Here is a 17807-nt window from a genome sequence, read left to right as displayed (position 1 = left end):
CTGCGGATCCCTTGTTTTTATCATGCCGCCAAGGAGGGATCCAAGGCTAGCGAGAGTTTTGTTCTTCTGGTTGGGATTTCCACCTGCGATCCCGGAGCGGGTCTCAATCAGCCTCAGAGGTTCGAGGGGGCAAGGGCGTGAAAATGTGCCCTTCTTGCAGGTTGCCGAAACTGCGGCAGCGCTCGGATCCCCAGCGGAACCCGTAGAGGGCGATGTAGGCACACATCAACGCATCCACTTGATCTTCGTAGTTTTTGAGCCGACGGCCCTTGAGGGATCCCACCTCCCCTTGAAGCAGCTCCTCGTGGCCCTGGAGAGCTGGGTCAGCGGCGGCTAGAGAGCGCAGATGATGCTGGTAAAGCTGCCAGGCTTGTTGCCGTTCCGGCCAGGTGCGTCGGGGGCGAGCCTTGTATTTCAGGGTGCGGCTGAGGCCAAAGAGGCTGACCAAGGCGCTGTGGGGGAAGACCTCGGTCACTTGGCGGGTAAGCTTTCCTCGCTCGATGTTGGCCTGCTCCCGAAAGCCATAGCGGGATAGGGCTTGCACCAGGGCTTCTCCTCTCACCTGGCCGTTTTTTTCTAGAAGCCGGCGGTTGGCCGGGTGGGCCCCGGCTGCGTAGGCGCGAAACACCTGGTTCAGTTCTGCCTCGGCCCGTCGCTGTCCGCTGAGGTTGGGAACCCGCAAGGGCGCATCCACCGCCACCAAGCAGGGATCTTCGCCCGCCTGAGCTTGAATGTAGTCCAGGATCTCCTCATCCGTTTGGAGAATGCGGCTATCGACCAGATGGCCTGTCAAGTTTTGCCTGCCGGGATCCCCGAGCTGGACTCGCAGCGTGGCCAGACCGGAAGGGTTGCGGGTTGACCAGGCCAGATCCAGGCCAATGCAGATCAACTGAGCCACACCGCCTTCCCCTTCTCTTCAAGTTGGACAGAATCAGAGTCGTTATCAAAAAACCAGTTTGAGGCAGTTCCCGATTGCATGGCTCCGGCGCCCTCACCCCCAGCCCCTCTCCCAAAGGTAGAGGGGGATCAACGTCACAGACAGTTGCGCTGCTGTTGCATGGGTATTGGGAATGATCCCGCCAGCTCGCCTGTCTTGATAAAAAATAAAAATCCATAAAAAAGGGATCCCACCAGGGGATCCCGAAAGATTCATCCAAGATGCCTGGCCAGGAAGCGAAGTGCCCATGGGCTCTTCGGTGAGCCTCAGGGATCCGCCTCCCTGTGGCAATCAACAGATCAGTAGTCGTAGTCACTCATGCCGCTGCCGCTGCTTGCCGGCGTGTTGGTTTTGGGCTCGGGCTTGTCCACCACGATTGCTTCGGTGGTCAGCACCATCCCCGCAATGGAAGCGGCGTTTTGCAGGGCGGAACGGGTAACCTTGGCCGGGTCTACAATGCCCGCTTCGAACATATCCACGAAGGCGTCGTTCTGGGCATCGTAGCCGGTGTTGAAGGGCTTGTCTTTCACCCGCTCCAGCACAATGGAGCCGTTTTGGCCGGCGTTCTCAGCAATGCGGCGCAGCGGAGCGCCCAGAGCGCGGGCGACCAGGTTGGCCCCCACCAGTTCATCGCCGGACAGATTGGCTTGCGCCCACTCAGTCACCACCGGGATCAGGTGTGCCAAGGTGGTGCCGCCGCCGGGAACGATCCCTTCTTCTACCGCCGCTTTGGTGGCGTTGATGGCATCTTCCAGGCGCAACTTGCGGTCTTTCATCTCGGTTTCGGTGGCCGCGCCCACTTTGATCACCGCTACACCGCCGGAGAGTTTGGCCAAGCGCTCTTGCAGTTTTTCTTTGTCGTAGGTGGAGTCGGTTTCCTCAATTTGGCGACGAATTTGCTCGCAACGGGCTTTCACAGCCGCTTCGTTGCCTTCCGCCACGATGGTGGTGTTGTCCTTGGTCACCGTGACGCGACGGGCAGTGCCGAAGGAATCGAGGCGAGCGTTCTCCAGCTTCAGGCCGCGCTCTTCGCTGATTACCTCACCACCGGTCAGGATGGCGATGTCTTCCAGCATGGCCTTGCGGCGATCCCCAAAGCCAGGCGCTTTCACCGCCACCACGCTCAGCACACCCCGCAGCTTGTTCACCACCAGGGTAGCCAGCGCTTCTTTCTCGATGTCTTCGGCGATGATCAGCAGAGGACGACCGGCGCGGGCCACCTGCTCCAGAACCGGTACCAGGTCTTGCACCAGGGTGATCTTCTTGTCGGTGATGAGGATGTAGGGGTTTTCCAGAACCGCTTCCATCCGCTCGGTATCGGTGACGAAGTAAGGGGAGATGTAGCCCTTGTCGAAGCGCATCCCTTCCGTCACTTCCAGCTCGGTGGTCATGGACTTGCCTTCTTCCAGGGAGATCACCCCTTCGCGGCCCACCTTGTCCATGGCCTCGGCAATCATGCGGCCCACCTCTTCATCGTTACCGGCGGAAATGGCCGCCACCTGGGCAATGGCTTTGGAATCTTCCACCGGGCGGGCATGCTCGGCGATTTTGTCTACCAAAAACTTCACCGCCTTGTCGATCCCTCGCTTTAGGGCAATCGGGTTGGCGCCGGCAGCCACGTTTTTCAGACCTTCTTTCACCATGGCGTGAGCCAAGACCGTGGCCGTGGTGGTGCCATCCCCAGCCGTGTCATTGGTCTTGGAAGCCGCCTGCCGGATCAAGGAAACGCCTGTGTTCTCAATGTGGTCTTCCAGCTCGATTTCTTTGGCAATGGTTACCCCGTCGTTGATGATTTGGGGGGCGCCAAACTTCTTCTCCAGCACGACGTTGCGCCCTTTGGGACCCAGGGTAACGGCTACGGCTTCTGCCAAAATATCCATGCCGTGCTCTAGAGCGCGGCGGGCTTCTTCACTGAAGATGATTGATTTGGCCATAGTCAACCTCTCCGATGCAAATGCAGGTAAGGGTGAAACAGAGTCTCAAGGATTCAATCGTTCGTTGAACTGCTGCTGAATCACTGACCATTACTGAACAATGGCGAGAATGTCCCGCTCGGCCAACAGCACATATTCGTCGCTGCCCAGCTTGACCTCGGTTCCGGCGTACTTGGAGTAGAGCACTTTGTCGCCGGCTTTCAGTTCCATCGGGATCAGCTTGCCGTCGTCATTGCGCTTGCCAGGGCCAACAGCAACCACTTCCCCCACCTGGGGCTTTTCCTTGGCAGTGTCCGGCAAGAAGATCCCACCTGCGGTTTTCTCATCTTGCTGAGCGATTTTGACCAGCACGCGGTCGCCCAGCGGCTTCAGGGTAGAGACGTTAAGAGCTACTGCAGCCATGACGAATGTCCTCCGTGATCCTAAAGCACGAAGCTGAAGTTTTCATTTCCATTAGTTCCACTTCCCCGAAGGGAAGCGACTTAGCACTCTCGACTTACGAGTGCTAGTTTATCAGCCAACTTTCTGGCCTGACAATAGCCTTTGTCAGCGGGATCCCGCTTTTGGCAGGTGCGGTCGGGGTGCGGATCCCCCTACTTTGGGGTCTGCTGTGGGATCATGACCTGAGTTGGGCTTGGTTGAGAAGGTGTGGATCCCGTTGTTTCAGGTGGATGCGTTTACGGCAGTGCCTTTTGCAGGTAACCCCGCGGCGGTGTGTTTGCTGCCTCAGGAGCTGCCGCAGGCGCTGATGCAGGCCATTGCCGCAGAGAACAATTTGTCGGAGACGGCTTTTTTACTTCCCCAGGGATCCCAGGGCGAGGTTCCCCACTATGGGCTGCGCTGGTTTACGCCGACGACGGAGGTGGATCTCTGTGGCCACGCCACCTTGGCTGGTGCCCATGTGCTGTTCACCGAGGTGCATCCTGAGGCGGAGAGGGTAGCCTTTTCCACCCGCAGTGGCCTGTTGCAGGTGCGGCGGCAGGGGGATCGCCTGGCCATGGATTTTCCTGCTCGCAGTCCGGAACCTTGGCCAGAAGCCAAAGAGCAGGTGGCAGCGGCTTTGGGGATCCCACCTGTGGAGCTGTACCGCGGGGGTATGGGGGTGGCGGTGCTGGCTTCGGCGGGACAGGTGCAGCAGGTGCAACCGGATCTGGCCCAGGTTCAAGCACTCCCCGTTCCGGGGTTGATCGTCACAGCCTCTGGGGCGGCTCTGGGGAATGGGCCGGATTTTGTCTGCCGCGTTTTTGCCCCTCGGCTGGGGATCCCGGAGGATCCGGTGACGGGATCCGCCCAGTGTCTTTTGATGCCCTATTGGGCCAAACGCCTGGGTCGCTCTGAGTTACAGGCCCACCAGCTATCCAGCCGCGGCGGGGAGCTCTGGTGTCGCGATCTCGGCTCTCGCGTGGAGATTGCTGGGCAAGCGGTGCTGGTGATCAGAGGAGAGCTGAGGCTGCCTTAGAACCGTTGTCGACTAGGGTGCTAGCGGCAGGGAACAAGGCCTCCGGCCCGCTAGGGCGAGCAGTTGAAATAGATGGTAATAAAAACCACGACTGCTATCAGCCCTACAGAACAAAAAACACCTCGGATACCTCCGAGGTGCAGGCCAGGAAAGAGCTTGAGCTAGCCGAGGATTTCGGCGGCTTGAATGAGCTCCACCTGCTTTTTCTTCAGCACCAACAGCACCTGGGTAATGGTAATGGCTGCCAGGAAGGCCACCAGCCATTTCACCCGATCCGGGCTTTGCAGCACCAGATCCCGCTCCACCTGGCCAAAGCCGCCCACATTGGGATTGTTGGTGACGGGATCCCCTTCTTTGACGCTGTCTCCAACAGCAACCACCAGCTCCGGCCCAGGCGGCACCACCAGGTTTTGGATCCCGCTTTCGGTCTCGAAGCTGAGAACTCTCGTGCCCGGCAGCTCATATTCCGGGGGCACCAGGCTGGCCAATTCAGCCGGTAGATCGCTGATATCGGAGTCGAGGGTGGCAATGTTGACCAGACGCCCGGTGGCCGGAGCGCGGAAAACGTTGTTGTTGCTGAGGCTGCCGTCGGGGTTGAGCTGACCGCGACCCCGGTTGGCCCCAATGTAAACGCGATACTTCATGAAGGCCACCGAGGGATCCTCTTTCGGGTCAGGGGCCACCACTGGAAAGACGATTTCTTGATGCTGCTCGCCCGGCAAAGGCCCGACCAGGAGGATGTTGGGCTTCGCGTCGCTGTAGGGGGTGATGTAGGTCTCGGCAGTTTCTTGCCGTTGTTCCTCGGTCATCTCGGCTTCGGTGGCTAAACGGAAGCCCTCCGGCAAGACCACCACCGCGCCCACATTCAACCCACCCTTGCTGCCGTCTGCCAGCACCTGCTGCTTGCTCAGGTCATAAGGGATCCCAACTTTGATGGTGAACACCTGGCCGGGGGTGACGGCCTGGGGCACCTCGGCGCGAGTGGGCATGGCGTTCAGGTGGCAGTTGGCACAGACAATTTTTCCAGTCGCCTCGCGGGGGTTGTCGTAGGCCATCTGGGCATAGTAGGGGTAGGCTGCCGCCGGACGTGCCCCCATCCCCAGCAACAGCAGCAGCCCACAGAAGGCCAAGCAGATTCGCTTCATAACTCTCAGCTCAGAATGAATTTCCATCACAGGTTTAGGACACAGTCTTGGAACAGCCATCTCGACAATTTGCCCCAAATCGTTCGGCAAAAGCCGGCACAGCCAGCGGGATCCCTTGCCCTTTAGGTTTCCCGGAAATCGGGGCCTTGCCAAGGGCTGAAGCGGACGTTGTCGCCATCCACAGTGGCGCTCACCAGCTGCAGCGAGCGGGGAGCCGGTCCCCGGATCACCTTGCCATTGGCCGCGTACTGGGATCCGTGGCAAGGGCACTTAAACAAGTTTTCCCCCACATTCCAGGGCACCACGCAACCGAGGTGGGTGCAAACCGCGTTGAGGCCATAGTTGGCCACCGCCCCGTTGTCGATCACGATGTAGGTGGGATCCCCTTTCAAACCTTGGGCCAGCACCCGATCCGTAGCGGCATGGGTGGCCAACAGTTCACTGACGCTGATGGGCTTGCCGAGGGCGTCCTGAGCGATGAGGCCCTCACCCCCTCCACCGGAAGAGGGCGGGATAAAGTACTTCACCACCGGGTAGAGGGCGCCCACCACTACGACTCCCACAGAGCCGCTGAGCAGGGCATTGAGAAGAACCCGCCGGCTCATGGGGGGCGCTTCAAAGTTGCTAACCGCTTCCGTCATAATGGCAAATGCAGACCTGAGAAGTTTTAACGTTCGTTGACAAGCGACATCATCCTAACCGACCCCTCTGGCCAATATCGTTAAGAAATGTAACGCTGTAAGAGGCCGTGGCCTTCCTTCCCAAGGTGAGCGGCCCACCCAGCGCGATTGGAGCCAGATCCAAGCCAGCCTCAGACAAGTCTGATGAAGGGATCCGACTTTCAAGCTTTGTTGCGCGAGAAGTGGGGCTATTCCTACGACGTGCAGCTGCGGCGTATCCAGCAGAAGGTGGTGTTGCTGGTGATGTGGCGCTATCTGGAGCAGCCCTCCTTCCCCTTGAGCGAGGCGGAGTATTTGGCCCACTTGGAGAACGTGCTGGCCCATTTGCAGGCTTGGGGGGTGTGGGAAGCGGTGCGTCGGGAAATCGAAGCCACCCGTCAGAGACCCCGTATGGGCAAGGCAGTGGCCATTCCTCTGGATTTGCAGAAGGTGGGGGAGCGAGTCTCCGAGTGGTTGCTGTGAGTTCTCCTGGGGAGAAAGAAGTCCAAGCAAACCTAAGCGCTGGATTCGCCGGCTGGCCAAGAAACTCGAATCTGTCTCGGCCTAAACGGTAGACCGGGAGTTTGCCCAAAGGCCATGCCCTCTCTAGAGCGGACGCTGCTGGCGCACTTGTTCGGTTTCGGGGCGATCCTGCTGAGCTTTGGATTCCAAAAGTTGGCGGAATGCCGGCTCGTCCAGACGGTAGTCCCGCTGCTCGATCAAATCCCGATCGGTTGAGTAAATGGTGTCTGACTCTGGCACAACTTCCTGACGGCGGAAGCGGCGGGCAAAGTTGAGTTTGCGCAGCAGCGCCTCTGTGGGATGCTGCAGATGCTCTCGCCAAAGCTGCCGGACACGATTGCGACGCTCCACCCCCTGGTTGCGGATTTGCAAGGTCAACCACCGAACGGCGGGCACCGCCAAAAACAGCGTGCCGTAGAGGAAGAGGAAGCCGATCAACGGGTAGATGAAGGCCAAAAAAGCATTGCTGCCGGCTGCCGCTGCCACCTCCTCCCGTGCCCCATAGAGAATGGCGGCCAGAAAGAAATTGAGAACTCCCAAGCCTCCTGCCAGGGTCAGTTGACCAGGCGTGGCCCGGCTGAACACCCAAGGTTTCTCCTGCAACACTTCGGGGATCCCCTTGGGCTTGCGCTCTGAGGCGGCCACCTGCAGCTCTGGGAAGCGGTAGACAATGTCCCCATCCTCGCTGACCTCCGGCTGGCCGTCGAACTTGAGCAAAATGGGCAGCATGTAATCTTCGTATTCCAAGGCCGGGGATCCCGGCTCCACATCCAGGTAGGGCAACACCTGTTCCGCTGCGATCACCCCCCCATTGGCACGAATCAGTTGGCCAATGAGGGCATAGCGCTCCTCCTCCAGGTTGGCATTGGGATCCCCGTCCCCAAAGAGGAAGCTGTACACCGCTTCCAGGAAGTTCAGCTCGGATTTTTGCGGCTGGCGGGGGCGCGTCCGACCGGAGTAGCTGCCATAGTAGGGATAGGGATCCCAGAAGGGGTTGCCGATCCAAAGGTTGGGGAAGTAATAAAACCCTATCCCCCGCGATCGGCTGCGATTGTCCTGCTCGCGGCTACTGGCCATCTGCAAGGCAATCAACGCCAGGACGATCAAGACAATTGACACCACCAGCAGAATGCCAAAGGAGATGCGCAACCCATAGAGGAAGCCCCTCCACAACCGGCGACGCAGGGCTGCTAGCCGATCCTGCTGCTCCTTGCGCTTGAGAATGCTGCGAAAATCCGGCGGGAAAACATAGGTAATCTCCCCCTGCCGGGAAACCTGGAGATGCCCCTCCGCCTTTTGGGCCAAATTCAGCAGCTCTTGTTTGGCCTCGTGTAAAGCTAAGCCCGTGCTGGATGCAATATCTCCCAGCGTGACCCGCAGGCCCAACTGCTCCACTGCATCCATCACCAATGTTTGGGTAGCCACTTTAAACCTCCGCTTTCCGCCCCCATTGCCGAGGAGCCTTTGGGATCCCTAGGACGCAGATCCGCTCCCCTGAGCTAGACCTAGCGTCTCCTCTATTCCCAGTATCTGATACATTCACGCTGAACTCTCCTGAACATGGTTCAGGAAAGAAGCGATCGCATCCTGCCTATCTCTGTTCGCGTCAGCGGGACGGAGTCCAAACAGGAAGGCGGTATCCCGCAAAGCCCTGAGGAATACCCCCCGAGCGCTTTCCCCCTTCACTTCTCGGCAACCGTTGCGGTGGACTCAAGGATCAGGGGGAAACTTGGTCTACTATATCCCTCTCAATGACTTTTGCCAAACCGCCTAAAGCTCAGTAAATTCAGCAAAGTTCAGGGTTTTGGGGGTTAGAGGCATGCTCCCCACTAACCCAGCAGCGGCGAGGGTTATACCCCCCTCTAGGGCAGCCAAGCCATCACGGCCAGCAGGGTCGAGAGGATCCCGATCAACACCCAGATGAGGGGCTTAGTGTCCAACGGGGGATCCGCTGCCCGGCGGCTGAGGGGATCCCCAGATCTTGGGGAAGGGCCTTTGCGTTGGGAGCGCCCATAGGCCAAGCGGTACTCTGGGGGATCAGCTTCCTCCAGCCGGCTGAGATCGGGAATTTCGCTCAACCACTCCGCTGGACGCCGCAGACGAGGGGCTTGCCAGATACCCAAGACATAGCGAGCCTGCTGGGCGACTTCTGGATCTGGGTTGCGCAGCAAGGTTTGGGCCAACAGGATGGCCTCCTGCGTTTCGCCAAGGGCTTCTTGGGCCAGGGCCTGCCAGAGCCGTAGCTTACCCGACTGCGGATAGCGGCTTTGGGCCTGCTTAACCTCCTCTAGCGCCTGCCGGTATTGTCCTCGCTCGAACCTCAACTGGATCAGAGCTAAGTGCTGAGACAATCTCAGGTCTTTGGGAAGCGTCATGCTCAGGATCCGCAGGCTAGGTCAGCTTCTGTTCTACCCCAAACCCCACCAGCAACAGCTCCTGCAAAGGCTGACCCTGAGGGGGACGTTGGTAGGTAAGGATCTGCCGCAGGCGCAGGCGCGGATTCAGTAGAGTGATGGTATCTACAGCAACCACACGAGTGTAGGTGGTGGTCATCACCAGTTGCAGGGATCCGGGATCAAACCGGAAAGCCGCCACCATCGGGCGATCTTCCTCGTAGGCCCGATCCCGCAGGTAGTCTCCCTGCAGCCCCAAGGGGGTTTCCTGCCGAGGGACGAACAGCATGTTCAGCTCTTGCCCGGCCTCCTCCCCCGTTTCGGAAACGGTCTCAAAAGCCAAGTGAAAGCCCAAAAAACCATCCACGTTGTGGTTGGGGTAGTTGTTGTCGGTGAGCACCTTGTGCTTGAGCTCAGGGGTGAGAGTGCGAATGGTGAACTCGGTGCGGGAGCGCTCCACCTCGCCACGGTCTAGGTAATGGTAGGTGCGCTCTGTGCGCCAAGCCCCAATGCAGCAGTTGAAAAAGTGGTGAAATTTCTGGATGGCGTTCATGCGGGCGGGAGCGGACAGAGTCAGAAACCGGCGCTGGAGCCGAGAAGTGGCCCAGAAAACCCTGCCTCTGATCCTAAAACGAATCGAAAACAACCAGGAATCCAAATCCTGAATGCCAACGATTGAGTTCTACCGTGGGATCCCCTTCCTCACGGGCTTTTGGCCACCGGGATCCCTTGGGTCTGCCCCAACAACTCCAAGGCTCGCTGCAGCTGGATGTCCTCCGGCCCGGCCAAGGTTTCTGCCGTCAGAGGAACGGATCCCTCCGCCACCACCACATCGGGCTGGATCCCCTGGCGATGAATGTCGTGGCCGCTGGGGGTGAGGTACTTGGCCGTGGTCACCGCCAGCCCCGATCCATCCGCCAGCTCCAGCAGGGATTGAATGAGCCCCTTGCCAAAGGTGCGCGTTCCCACCAGTTGAGCTCGCCCACTGTCCTGAAGTGCCCCGGCCAACACTTCACTGGCACTGGCGCTGCCCTGGTTCACCAAGACCACCAGCGGTGCCTCTGTGAGCACCTCGCCGGTGGCGGGAATGCTGTCCTGAATGCCGTGGCGATCCGTCACCAGCACAATGTCACCCTTGGGGATCCAGAAGCGGGCGATCTCAATGGCCGCCTGCAAGAGTCCCCCCGGATTGTTGCGCAAATCGAGAATGTAGCCCCGCACCCCTTGAGCTTCTGCGGCCCGAATGGCTTGGCGGACTTGAGCGGCAGCATTGCCGTTGAACTGGCTGAGGCGAATGTAGGCCACCGATCCCTGAGGCAGCTCAAAAAAACGGGTGCGCACGGGGTTGATGGTGATCGATTGGCGCACCAGCTCCACCTCCCAAATGCGATCCTGCCGTTTCAGCTTCAAGGTAACCGGCGTGCCACTGCGCCCCCGCATCCGCTCGGCCACTTCGTCCAGACTCAACCCCGCCACCGGCACCCGATCCACCGCCAAAATCTCATCCTGAGGTTGGATCCCGGCCTGCTCGGCAGGAGTGCCCTCCATGGGGGCAATCACCCGCACAGCGCCTTGCTCGTCGATGGCAATCTGCAAGCCGACACCGCTCAGCTCGCCGGCTGTAGAGGTCTGCAGGCTGAGGTAGTGCTCTCTGTCCAGAAAGCGGGTAAAGGGATCCCCCAGAGTGGCCAACATCTCCTCGATGGCCTGGTAAGTCTGCTTGCGCTCCTTCAGGGGCCGGGAGAGAAACCGTTGCCGCACCTGCCACCAGTTTTGCCCGTTAAACCCCGGATCCACATAGGCCCGATCCACATAGGCCCAAGCCTGCGCCAGCAGTTGCTGCTCTTCTCCCCAGCGGCTGGCCTGCCCTGGACAGGCGCCAATGCCCAAACTCGCCCAGAGCAAACACCCAAGCAAGACAAGGCGGATCCCCCACCCTCTCCAGCGGATCCCTGTGTATCTCGGCTTCTGCACAACCATCGATCCCAAAAAACATTAAGAAACATGAACAAAACGCAATATCGAAAACTTGCCTGGCCTCCTGGGATCGAGATCTTCGTCCCCAAGCTGAGCCCGACGCCAGGATGGTGTTAAAAGATTGTGTTACATTGCTGAGTAGAGTGGGCTTGCCCCGCCCTCGAGATCCAATTTCAAGAATTGCAGGCATTATGAGCAAAGTTTACGACTGGTTGGACGAGCGGCTGGAGATTACGCCTTTCGTCGACGACGCAACAGGGAAATTCATTCCGCCTCACGTTAACATCTTCTACTGCCTCGGCGGGGTGACGCTGGTGTGCTTCTTAATTCAGTTTGCCACCGGCTTCGCCATGACGTTTTACTATCGTCCGACGGTGGCTGAGGCCTTTGAATCGGTGAACTACATCATGACCCAGGTGAACTTCGGCTGGCTGTTGCGCTCCATCCACCGTTGGAGCGCCTCCATGATGGTGCTGATGATGATCCTACACACCTTCCGGGTCTATCTGACAGGGGGATTCAAAAAGCCCCGTGAGCTGACCTGGGTAACCGGCGTGATCTTGGCGGTGCTGACCGTCTCCTTCGGCGTTACCGGCTACTCCCTGCCCTGGGATCAGGTGGGCTACTGGGCGGTCAAGATCGTCTCAGGTGTGCCCAGTGCCATTCCGGTGGTGGGCGACTTGTTGGTGCAACTGATCCGGGGTGGCGAAGCAGTGGGTCAAGCTACCCTGACTCGCTTCTACAGCTTGCACACTTTCGTGCTACCCTGGCTGACCGCAGTCTTTATGACCATGCACTTTTTGATGATCCGCCGCCAAGGCATTTCTGGACCTTTGTGAGCAAGGTTTGACTCCCAGACGCCTTTGACTTTCCTGGTAACTGGGATCTTTACCTGCCCCTTTTTCAGAACTTTTGTCCCTAGATAAGGAGAACTCTCATGGCTGTCTCAAAACAGGTGATAGCGACCGAGGCCATTACCCGCAAGGTTGATCTAGACAATCCCAAAGTTGTAGCCAAGCTGAAGAAAAACATGGGCCACATGACCTATGGTGAGCCCGCTTGGCCCAACGATTTGCTCTTTATGTTTCCGGTGGTGATCCTGGGCACTATTGGAGTGATCGTTGGCCTGTCGGTTATGGATCCTGCAGGCGTGGGTGAGCCGGCGGATCCCTTTGCCACGCCTCTGGAAATTCTGCCGGAATGGTATCTCTACCCCGCCTTCCACATCCTGCGGATTGCTCCCAACAAGCTGTTGGGAATTGCTCTGATGTCTGCCATTCCTGTGGGTCTCTTGTTTGTGCCCTTCATCGAAAACGTCAACAAGTTCCAAAACCCCTTGCGCCGTCCGGTGGCGACAACGGTGTTCCTGATCGGCACCTTGGTCACCCTCTACCTGGGCATAGGTGCCACCTTGCCCTTGGATAAGTGGGTCACCTTGGGCTTGTTCTAAAAGAACATCTGGGACTCCCGCTTGATGGGTTGATCGTCATCATCACCATCAGAATCACCATCAGAGTGCAGCAGGTTGGTGGCCGGGCTGCACTTTCTCTTTTGGAGAGCTTTTTGGAGAAGTTGTCTGCAAACCTGTGTGCCAAGGGATGTGCCAGCCCGCCGAAGTGGTAGTATCTCTACGCCCTCGTTTTCAGCTTGACCGCTCATGAGCGCTCCTTCTCCCACTGCTCGAACCTATCGGATCACAGCCCTTGCCGGAGATGGCATCGGCCCCGAAATCATGCGGGTGGGACGAGCCGTTTTGGATGCAGTTGCCCGGCAGATGGGATTTGCTCTCCAGTGGCAAGAGGGCCTAATCGGCGGGGCTGCCTACGACCAGACCGGGGATCCCTTGCCGGCAGAAACCCTGAAAATGGCTCAAGAGAGCGATGCCGTTTATCTGGCTGCTGTCGGCGACTTCAAGTATGACGCTCTGCCTCCTGAGAAACGCCCGGAGCGGGCCTTGTTGGGCTTGAGGGCGGGGCTGGGGCTGTTTGCCAACTTGCGCCCGGTAAAAGTCTTCCCTCAACTGGTGGGGGCCTCCTCCCTGAAGCCAGAGGTGATCTCGGGGATCGACCTGGTGGTAGTGCGGGAGCTGACGGGGGGCATTTACTTCGGCCAACCTAAGGGAATCTTCACGGATGCCCAAGGATCTCGGCGCGGCGTGAACACCATGGTCTATAGCGAAGCTGAGGTGGATCGGATCGCCCGAGTTGCCTTTGAGCTGGCCCGCAAACGCCGGCGCAAGCTCTGCTCGGTGGACAAAGCCAACGTTCTCGAGGTGTCGCAACTGTGGCGGGAGCGGGTCAATGTCATTGCGGCTGAGTACCCGGAGGTGGAACTTTCCCACCTGTACATCGACAATGCCGCCATGCAGTTGGTGCGCTGGCCCAAGCAGTTCGACGTCATCCTCACGGGCAATCTCTTCGGCGATATCCTCTCCGATGAAGCGGCCATGCTGACCGGCTCTATTGGTATGCTGCCCTCTGCCTCTCTGGGATCCTCTGGCCCCGGCCTATACGAGCCGGTACATGGGTCGGCTCCCGACATTGCCGGACAAGACAAAGCCAACCCCATTGCCCAGGTGCTCTCCGGCGCCCTGATGCTCCGCTACTCCCTGGATCAGCCGCAAGCTGCCGACCGCATCGAACAGGCGGTAGAAGCCGTTTTGGCGCAAGGGTACCGCACCCCAGACCTCTACTCTGAGGGAATGACTTTAGTGGGTTGCCAGGAAATGGGAGAAAAGTTGGTGGCAGCCCTGTCCCAGCAGCAGGCGCAATAGCCTTTTTCGGGGCCACAGGCTACAGCCAAGGCAGACGTGCGGCGATTTCCAAGCAATTTCCAATTGTGGGGATCCTTGGAGCATGACTCTAGTCAATAATAAGCTCAACTATACTGAAAATAATGTATAATATGTTCAATACGGATTACTACCAGTTGATCTTTCTGTTTACTTTCGAGTCTGCCAACATGGTAGCCAAAGCAAAGCAGAAAATTGGTAGTAAGACGACACGGAAACTGCGCTTTGGGTATTCTACTCAAAGCTTTGCGGGATACCGCCATTCTGGTTGGAAACAAACAGAATGCTATCGCTGCATAGTTGAACAGTGATGTTCAGCAGTGTTCAGCGTAAATGTATCAGCTACGCCCAACCGGCTTCAGGGAGAAGGTCGACCTCCTCGGTGGTTCTAATGGCCTCTTCCGGTCGAGGTGTGGCTTCTTGGCAGCGCTCCATGGCTTGAAGAAGCAGGGCTTCCCCTTCCTGCACCGTCTCAATGCGACAGAGGAGAGCACGGAATTGAGAGGCTCCGGCAAAGTCTTTGATGTACCAAGTCATGTGCTTGCGGGCCTGACGGATGCCACGTTCTCCCTTGTACTCCCAGAGACCGCGCAGATGCTCTAAGGCCATTTGAATCCGCTCCAGGGGAGTGGGGGCCGGTCTTTCTTGACCGGTTTTCAGGAAGTGATCGATTTCCCCCACCAGAAAGGGATAGCCCATGGTGCCGCGGGAGCACATCACCCCATCGGCGCCGGTTTCCTCCAGACACTTCACCGCTGCGGCTGTCGAGAAAATGTCCCCATTGGCGATGACGGGAATGCGCAGGTGCTGTTTGACGCGGCGGATCCAGTCCCAGCGGGCTTTGCCGTTGAAGCCTTGGGCGCGTGTTCGGGCATGCAGGGTGAGCAGTTGCGCCCCTGCCTCCTGCAGACGGTGGGCAAAATCCAAAATGTTGATCTCCTGATCCGACCAGCCCAGGCGCGTTTTCACGGTTACGGGCACCTCCACTGCGTTGGCCACCGCCTCCACAATTCGCGCTGCCGTGTCGGGATCGCGAAGCAGAGAAGAGCCGCCGCCGTTTTTGGTAATCTTGTTCACCGGGCAGCCCATGTTGATGTCCACCAAGGTCGCCCCTTCGTCCACCGCCATGCGGGCCGCTTCCGCCAGAAAGTCGGGCCGACAATCAAACAATTGGATGCCGATGGGCTGCTCTCCCTCGCCGACCTCCATGATGCGGGGCAACTGGCGGGCATAGTGCAAGCCGGTCGCACTGACCATTTCCGTGTAGACCAAGCTGTGGGGGGCAAAACGGCGTACCAGCCCTCGAAAGACCTGGTCGGTTACCCCTGACAGTGGCGCCTGAAAGACGCGACTCAAAACCTTGACCCCACCGATATCGAGGGGTGGGGATAGGCGGGCTTGGAGTTCCGGCGAAAGCTGCAGGCCCATCGGGATCCGGAGAAAGCTATCCCTCTTTGTTGACAAAGTAAAGAAGACCCATGATGCGCGCTCGTTTGATCGCGGCAGTGAGCTCCCGCTGCTGTTTGGCGGTCAGGCCGGTGATGCGGCGGGGCAAGATCTTGCCTCGCTCGGTCACAAATTTCTTGAGCAGCTCCACATCGGTGTACCTAATGGGCTCTCCCGGCTTGATGGGAGACAGGCGGCGGCGAGCGTAAACCATAGGTCAGGAGAACGGCGAAACGGCTTGAACTACTTAATCTCTTTGTGGACGGTGTGGCGGTTGCAGTGAGGGCAGAATTTCTTCAGCTCCAAGCGGGCTGTTGTGTTACGGCGGTTTTTGGTGGTGGTATAGCGGTTCACACCTGGAGAGCGCTTGTTGACGTTGGTGCGGCACTCGGTGCACTCCAGGGTGATGATGATGCGGGCACCCTTTGCTTTAGCCATGACGGATCCCAAGACGAAGGTAAACGGCAATGAGGAAACTGCAATCCCAGGCCCTAAGGCTGGAGATATGGGTTTGCCTCAATAAGCGCGATCACCAATTATCCAACTTTTCCTTGACGGAATCAACCCAAGTTTTCACGTGCTTGCCCGTTTGTTGCCGTAGGCTACGGGCGTTGCGATCCACATCTTTGCTCAGGCGCTGCAACTGCTTGGACAGATCCCGCACGGTGTCATTGCGCTGGGCTTGGCGCAGCAGGTCGCGAGCAGCCGATTTGACGTCGTCAGCAGCGTCCCCCTCTAGGATGTCCTGCAAAAACTGCAGGACTTTTTCATCCAGGTGATAGCCCCGCTCCGCTTCCACGACCAGGGTGCGTCCGGCGCGGTCGTGAATGGTTTGGCGTTTTTCCTTGTCGAAGACGGCAAACAGCCCATCCGCAGCCAGAGGCACCAGCAGGGCCTCTGTAAGCACAAAGAGGGAGAGCACCCCCTCTCGAGCCAGAGAACGAACCAGGTGCGGCGAGGCTTCGGTCTCGGGATCCAGGGTTTTGATGTTCAGCAGCCATTTGCCGAGGCTTTGGCCCTCAGGACGGGATTGGAAATAGCCGCGGTTCACCAGCCAGGTGGCGAAGAAGGCGAGATAGCCGGTCATGTCCACGGCGCCTGCATTGGCCCCTACCAGAGCAGCCAAGCCTTGGGCTAGGTAGGAGATCCCCAGCCCCAGCCCAAAGTCGAGGGCAAAGGCCCCAATTCGTTTGCTCCAGGGAGCCAATTTCGGCAGGGTTTCCCCCTCAGCAGCCGTTTGCGGGACTGGCCGCTCGGCTTGAACCGGGGGCAGAGAGGTGGCAGGAGGCAAAGCGCTGAAGGCTCGCCATTCGTTGGCAGTTTGATCCAGTTGTTCGGTTTTGGGCCGCTCTGGAAATTGGGGGCGTTCGGGGTAAGGTCTGGGATCCGTCATTGCCGGTTGAGACAGTCAGTTCTACCATTCTAGCGAGGCAAGCCCACACCCACCGGCAGAGGGGACGGGCTGCGACGGGGGATCTCGTAGGTCAGCCGATCGCGGGCCAGCAGGGTATTGGGAAAAATGGCCTGAGCTTCTGCCAGCAGGTCTTCCAAGGTAATGGGGGCCTCTGGGGTGTAGCGGGGGCTGAAGTGGGTGAGGATCAAAGCTTGGGCCTTGGCTTCGGCGGCCACTTGGGCGGCCATGGCGGCGGTGGAATGCTTAGAGCGGCGGGCCAGCTCCAAGTCAGCCTGAGCGTAGGTAGCCTCGTGGATGACCAGATCCGCAGCCCGGGAGAGATCAACAGCATTGCGGCAGAAAATCGTGTCGGTGCAGTAGGAGAATTTGCGGCCCGGAATGGGATCCCCCACATAATCCCGTCCGTGAAAGCAGCGGCCCTGCCAGATGATGGATTGGCCGGCCTTGAGCTGCCCATACAGAGGGCCAAAGGGGATCCCATCGGCTTGGGCTTTGGCCACATTAAAGCTGCCTGGCCGATCCTGTTCCACCACGCGGTAGCCGAAGGCGGGCACCCGGTGATCCAAGGGCGCGCAGAAGACGGAGTATTCCGGCTCTTGCAGGATGAGACCGGTTTCGACGGTGTGAACGCGGAAGCCATAGGGGATGCGCGTCTCGCTGTAGCGCAACACGGCCTTCAGGTACTCTTCCAGGCCCGGCGGGCCGTAGATATCGATGTGCTCAGGGGTGCTGCCCAAGCCACAGGAGGCCAACAGCCCCGGCAGGCCGTAGATGTGATCCCCGTGCATGTGGGTGATAAAAATGCGGCGCAACTGGCTGGGGCGCAGCTCATCTAGGCGCAGCAACTGGTGCTGGGTGCCCTCGCCGCAATCGAACAGCCACCATTCCGACCGCTGGGGAAACTGCACCGCCACCCCAGAGACATTGCGCTGGCGGGTGGGCATGCCGGAGCTGGTGCCCAAAAAGGTGATCCGAATGGCATTGGGATCTGTCACAGGGGCAAGACCTCAGGGATTGGGATCCCTAGCTTACCAATTGCTGATACATTTACGCTGAACACTGCTGAACATCACTGTTCAACTATGCAGCGATAGCATTCTGTTTGTTTCCAACCAGAATGGCGGTATCCC

The 17807-nt window shown here is 58.8% G+C and carries 20 protein-coding genes and 1 pseudogene; 6 read left to right on the top strand and 15 right to left on the bottom strand.

Going from position 1 to position 17807, the window contains the following annotated elements; all coding sequences use genetic code 11:
* Positions 1 to 103 precede the first annotated feature (103 nt).
* From ACVW0B_RS09325 to groES, 4 genes are all read right to left on the bottom strand, one after another.
* Positions 104 to 898, bottom strand: a complete 795-nt coding sequence (locus tag ACVW0B_RS09325; protein ID WP_457491519.1) for a DUF429 domain-containing protein — start codon at positions 896 to 898, stop codon at positions 104 to 106.
* A gap of 93 nt (positions 899 to 991) precedes the next feature.
* A complete protein-coding gene (locus ACVW0B_RS09320; protein WP_414400084.1) occupies positions 992 to 1186 on the bottom strand; it encodes a hypothetical protein in 195 nt (64 codons plus the stop codon).
* 50 nt (positions 1187 to 1236) lie between these two features.
* Positions 1237 to 2871 (bottom strand): chaperonin GroEL, encoded by a 1635-nt coding sequence (gene groL / locus ACVW0B_RS09315; protein WP_011433224.1) that lies wholly within the window; start codon positions 2869 to 2871, stop codon positions 1237 to 1239.
* Positions 2872 to 2961: 90 nt separating this feature from the next.
* On the bottom strand, positions 2962 to 3273 hold the full coding sequence (gene groES, locus ACVW0B_RS09310) for a co-chaperone GroES (protein WP_414380983.1): 312 nt from the start codon (positions 3271 to 3273) through the stop codon (positions 2962 to 2964).
* A gap of 244 nt (positions 3274 to 3517) precedes the next feature.
* On the opposite strand from groES, the gene ACVW0B_RS09305 reads away from it, so the two are divergent.
* Positions 3518 to 4330, top strand: a complete 813-nt coding sequence (locus tag ACVW0B_RS09305; protein ID WP_457491537.1) for a PhzF family phenazine biosynthesis protein — start codon at positions 3518 to 3520, stop codon at positions 4328 to 4330.
* A gap of 161 nt (positions 4331 to 4491) precedes the next feature.
* Here the strand turns inward: ACVW0B_RS09305 and ACVW0B_RS09300 are convergent, their stop codons facing one another.
* Both ACVW0B_RS09300 and ACVW0B_RS09295 read right to left on the bottom strand, forming a co-directional pair.
* Positions 4492 to 5475 carry an apocytochrome f gene (locus tag ACVW0B_RS09300; protein ID WP_414341986.1) on the bottom strand — a complete coding sequence of 328 codons (984 nt, stop codon included), beginning with the start codon at positions 5473 to 5475 and terminating at the stop codon, positions 4492 to 4494.
* Between the two features lie 122 nt (positions 5476 to 5597).
* A complete protein-coding gene (locus ACVW0B_RS09295) occupies positions 5598 to 6116 on the bottom strand; it encodes a cytochrome b6-f complex iron-sulfur subunit (protein WP_457491518.1) in 519 nt (172 codons plus the stop codon).
* 183 nt (positions 6117 to 6299) lie between these two features.
* On the opposite strand from ACVW0B_RS09295, the gene ACVW0B_RS09290 reads away from it, so the two are divergent.
* Positions 6300 to 6617, top strand: a complete 318-nt coding sequence (locus ACVW0B_RS09290) for a DUF3067 family protein (RefSeq protein ID WP_011433229.1) — start codon at positions 6300 to 6302, stop codon at positions 6615 to 6617.
* Between the two features lie 123 nt (positions 6618 to 6740).
* Here ACVW0B_RS09290 and ACVW0B_RS09285 read toward each other — a convergent pair whose 3' ends face one another.
* From ACVW0B_RS09285 to ACVW0B_RS09270, 4 genes are all read right to left on the bottom strand, one after another.
* Positions 6741 to 8081, bottom strand: coding sequence for a hypothetical protein (locus ACVW0B_RS09285; RefSeq protein WP_457491517.1), 1341 nt, complete (start codon positions 8079 to 8081; stop codon positions 6741 to 6743).
* Positions 8082 to 8518: 437 nt separating this feature from the next.
* Positions 8519 to 9031, bottom strand: a complete 513-nt coding sequence (locus ACVW0B_RS09280; protein ID WP_011433231.1) for a tetratricopeptide repeat protein — start codon at positions 9029 to 9031, stop codon at positions 8519 to 8521.
* A 16-nt stretch (positions 9032 to 9047) separates the two neighbouring features.
* A complete protein-coding gene (locus ACVW0B_RS09275; protein WP_414341991.1) occupies positions 9048 to 9602 on the bottom strand; it encodes a phycobiliprotein lyase in 555 nt (184 codons plus the stop codon).
* A 149-nt stretch (positions 9603 to 9751) separates the two neighbouring features.
* Complete coding sequence (locus ACVW0B_RS09270; RefSeq protein ID WP_457491516.1) at positions 9752 to 11029, bottom strand: S41 family peptidase; 1278 nt, start codon at positions 11027 to 11029, stop codon at positions 9752 to 9754.
* Positions 11030 to 11217: 188 nt separating this feature from the next.
* On the opposite strand from ACVW0B_RS09270, the gene petB reads away from it, so the two are divergent.
* The 4 genes and pseudogenes from petB to ACVW0B_RS09250 all read left to right on the top strand — a co-directional run.
* Positions 11218 to 11865, top strand: a complete 648-nt coding sequence (gene petB, locus ACVW0B_RS09265) for a cytochrome b6 (RefSeq protein ID WP_041436518.1) — start codon at positions 11218 to 11220, stop codon at positions 11863 to 11865.
* A 98-nt stretch (positions 11866 to 11963) separates the two neighbouring features.
* On the top strand, positions 11964 to 12476 hold the full coding sequence (petD, locus tag ACVW0B_RS09260; protein WP_011433236.1) for a cytochrome b6-f complex subunit IV: 513 nt from the start codon (positions 11964 to 11966) through the stop codon (positions 12474 to 12476).
* A 207-nt stretch (positions 12477 to 12683) separates the two neighbouring features.
* Positions 12684 to 13799 carry a 3-isopropylmalate dehydrogenase gene (gene leuB, locus ACVW0B_RS09255; protein ID WP_457394427.1) on the top strand — a complete coding sequence of 372 codons (1116 nt, stop codon included), beginning with the start codon at positions 12684 to 12686 and terminating at the stop codon, positions 13797 to 13799.
* A 134-nt stretch (positions 13800 to 13933) separates the two neighbouring features.
* Positions 13934 to 14117 (top strand): annotated as a pseudogene (locus tag ACVW0B_RS09250) (hypothetical protein); the annotation flags it as partial.
* A gap of 42 nt (positions 14118 to 14159) precedes the next feature.
* Here the strand turns inward: ACVW0B_RS09250 and dusB are convergent.
* The 5 genes from dusB to ACVW0B_RS09225 all read right to left on the bottom strand — a co-directional run bounded on the left by dusB (position 14160) and on the right by ACVW0B_RS09225 (position 17672).
* Positions 14160 to 15245, bottom strand: a complete 1086-nt coding sequence (dusB, locus tag ACVW0B_RS09245) for a tRNA dihydrouridine synthase DusB (protein ID WP_457491515.1) — start codon at positions 15243 to 15245, stop codon at positions 14160 to 14162.
* A 16-nt stretch (positions 15246 to 15261) separates the two neighbouring features.
* A complete protein-coding gene (gene rpsR / locus ACVW0B_RS09240) occupies positions 15262 to 15477 on the bottom strand; it encodes a 30S ribosomal protein S18 (protein ID WP_011433239.1) in 216 nt (71 codons plus the stop codon).
* Positions 15478 to 15506: 29 nt separating this feature from the next.
* Positions 15507 to 15701 (bottom strand): 50S ribosomal protein L33, encoded by a 195-nt coding sequence (gene rpmG, locus ACVW0B_RS09235; RefSeq protein WP_011433240.1) that lies wholly within the window; start codon positions 15699 to 15701, stop codon positions 15507 to 15509.
* Positions 15702 to 15792: 91 nt separating this feature from the next.
* Positions 15793 to 16656 (bottom strand): RDD family protein, encoded by an 864-nt coding sequence (locus ACVW0B_RS09230; protein WP_414421656.1) that lies wholly within the window; start codon positions 16654 to 16656, stop codon positions 15793 to 15795.
* Positions 16657 to 16685: 29 nt separating this feature from the next.
* Positions 16686 to 17672, bottom strand: a complete 987-nt coding sequence (locus ACVW0B_RS09225) for a ribonuclease Z (RefSeq protein WP_011433242.1) — start codon at positions 17670 to 17672, stop codon at positions 16686 to 16688.
* Positions 17673 to 17807: the final 135 nt, after the last annotated feature.

Source organism: Thermostichus sp. MS-CIW-23, from assembly GCF_054059455.1.
This window is presented reverse-complemented; position numbering and strand designations above follow the sequence as displayed.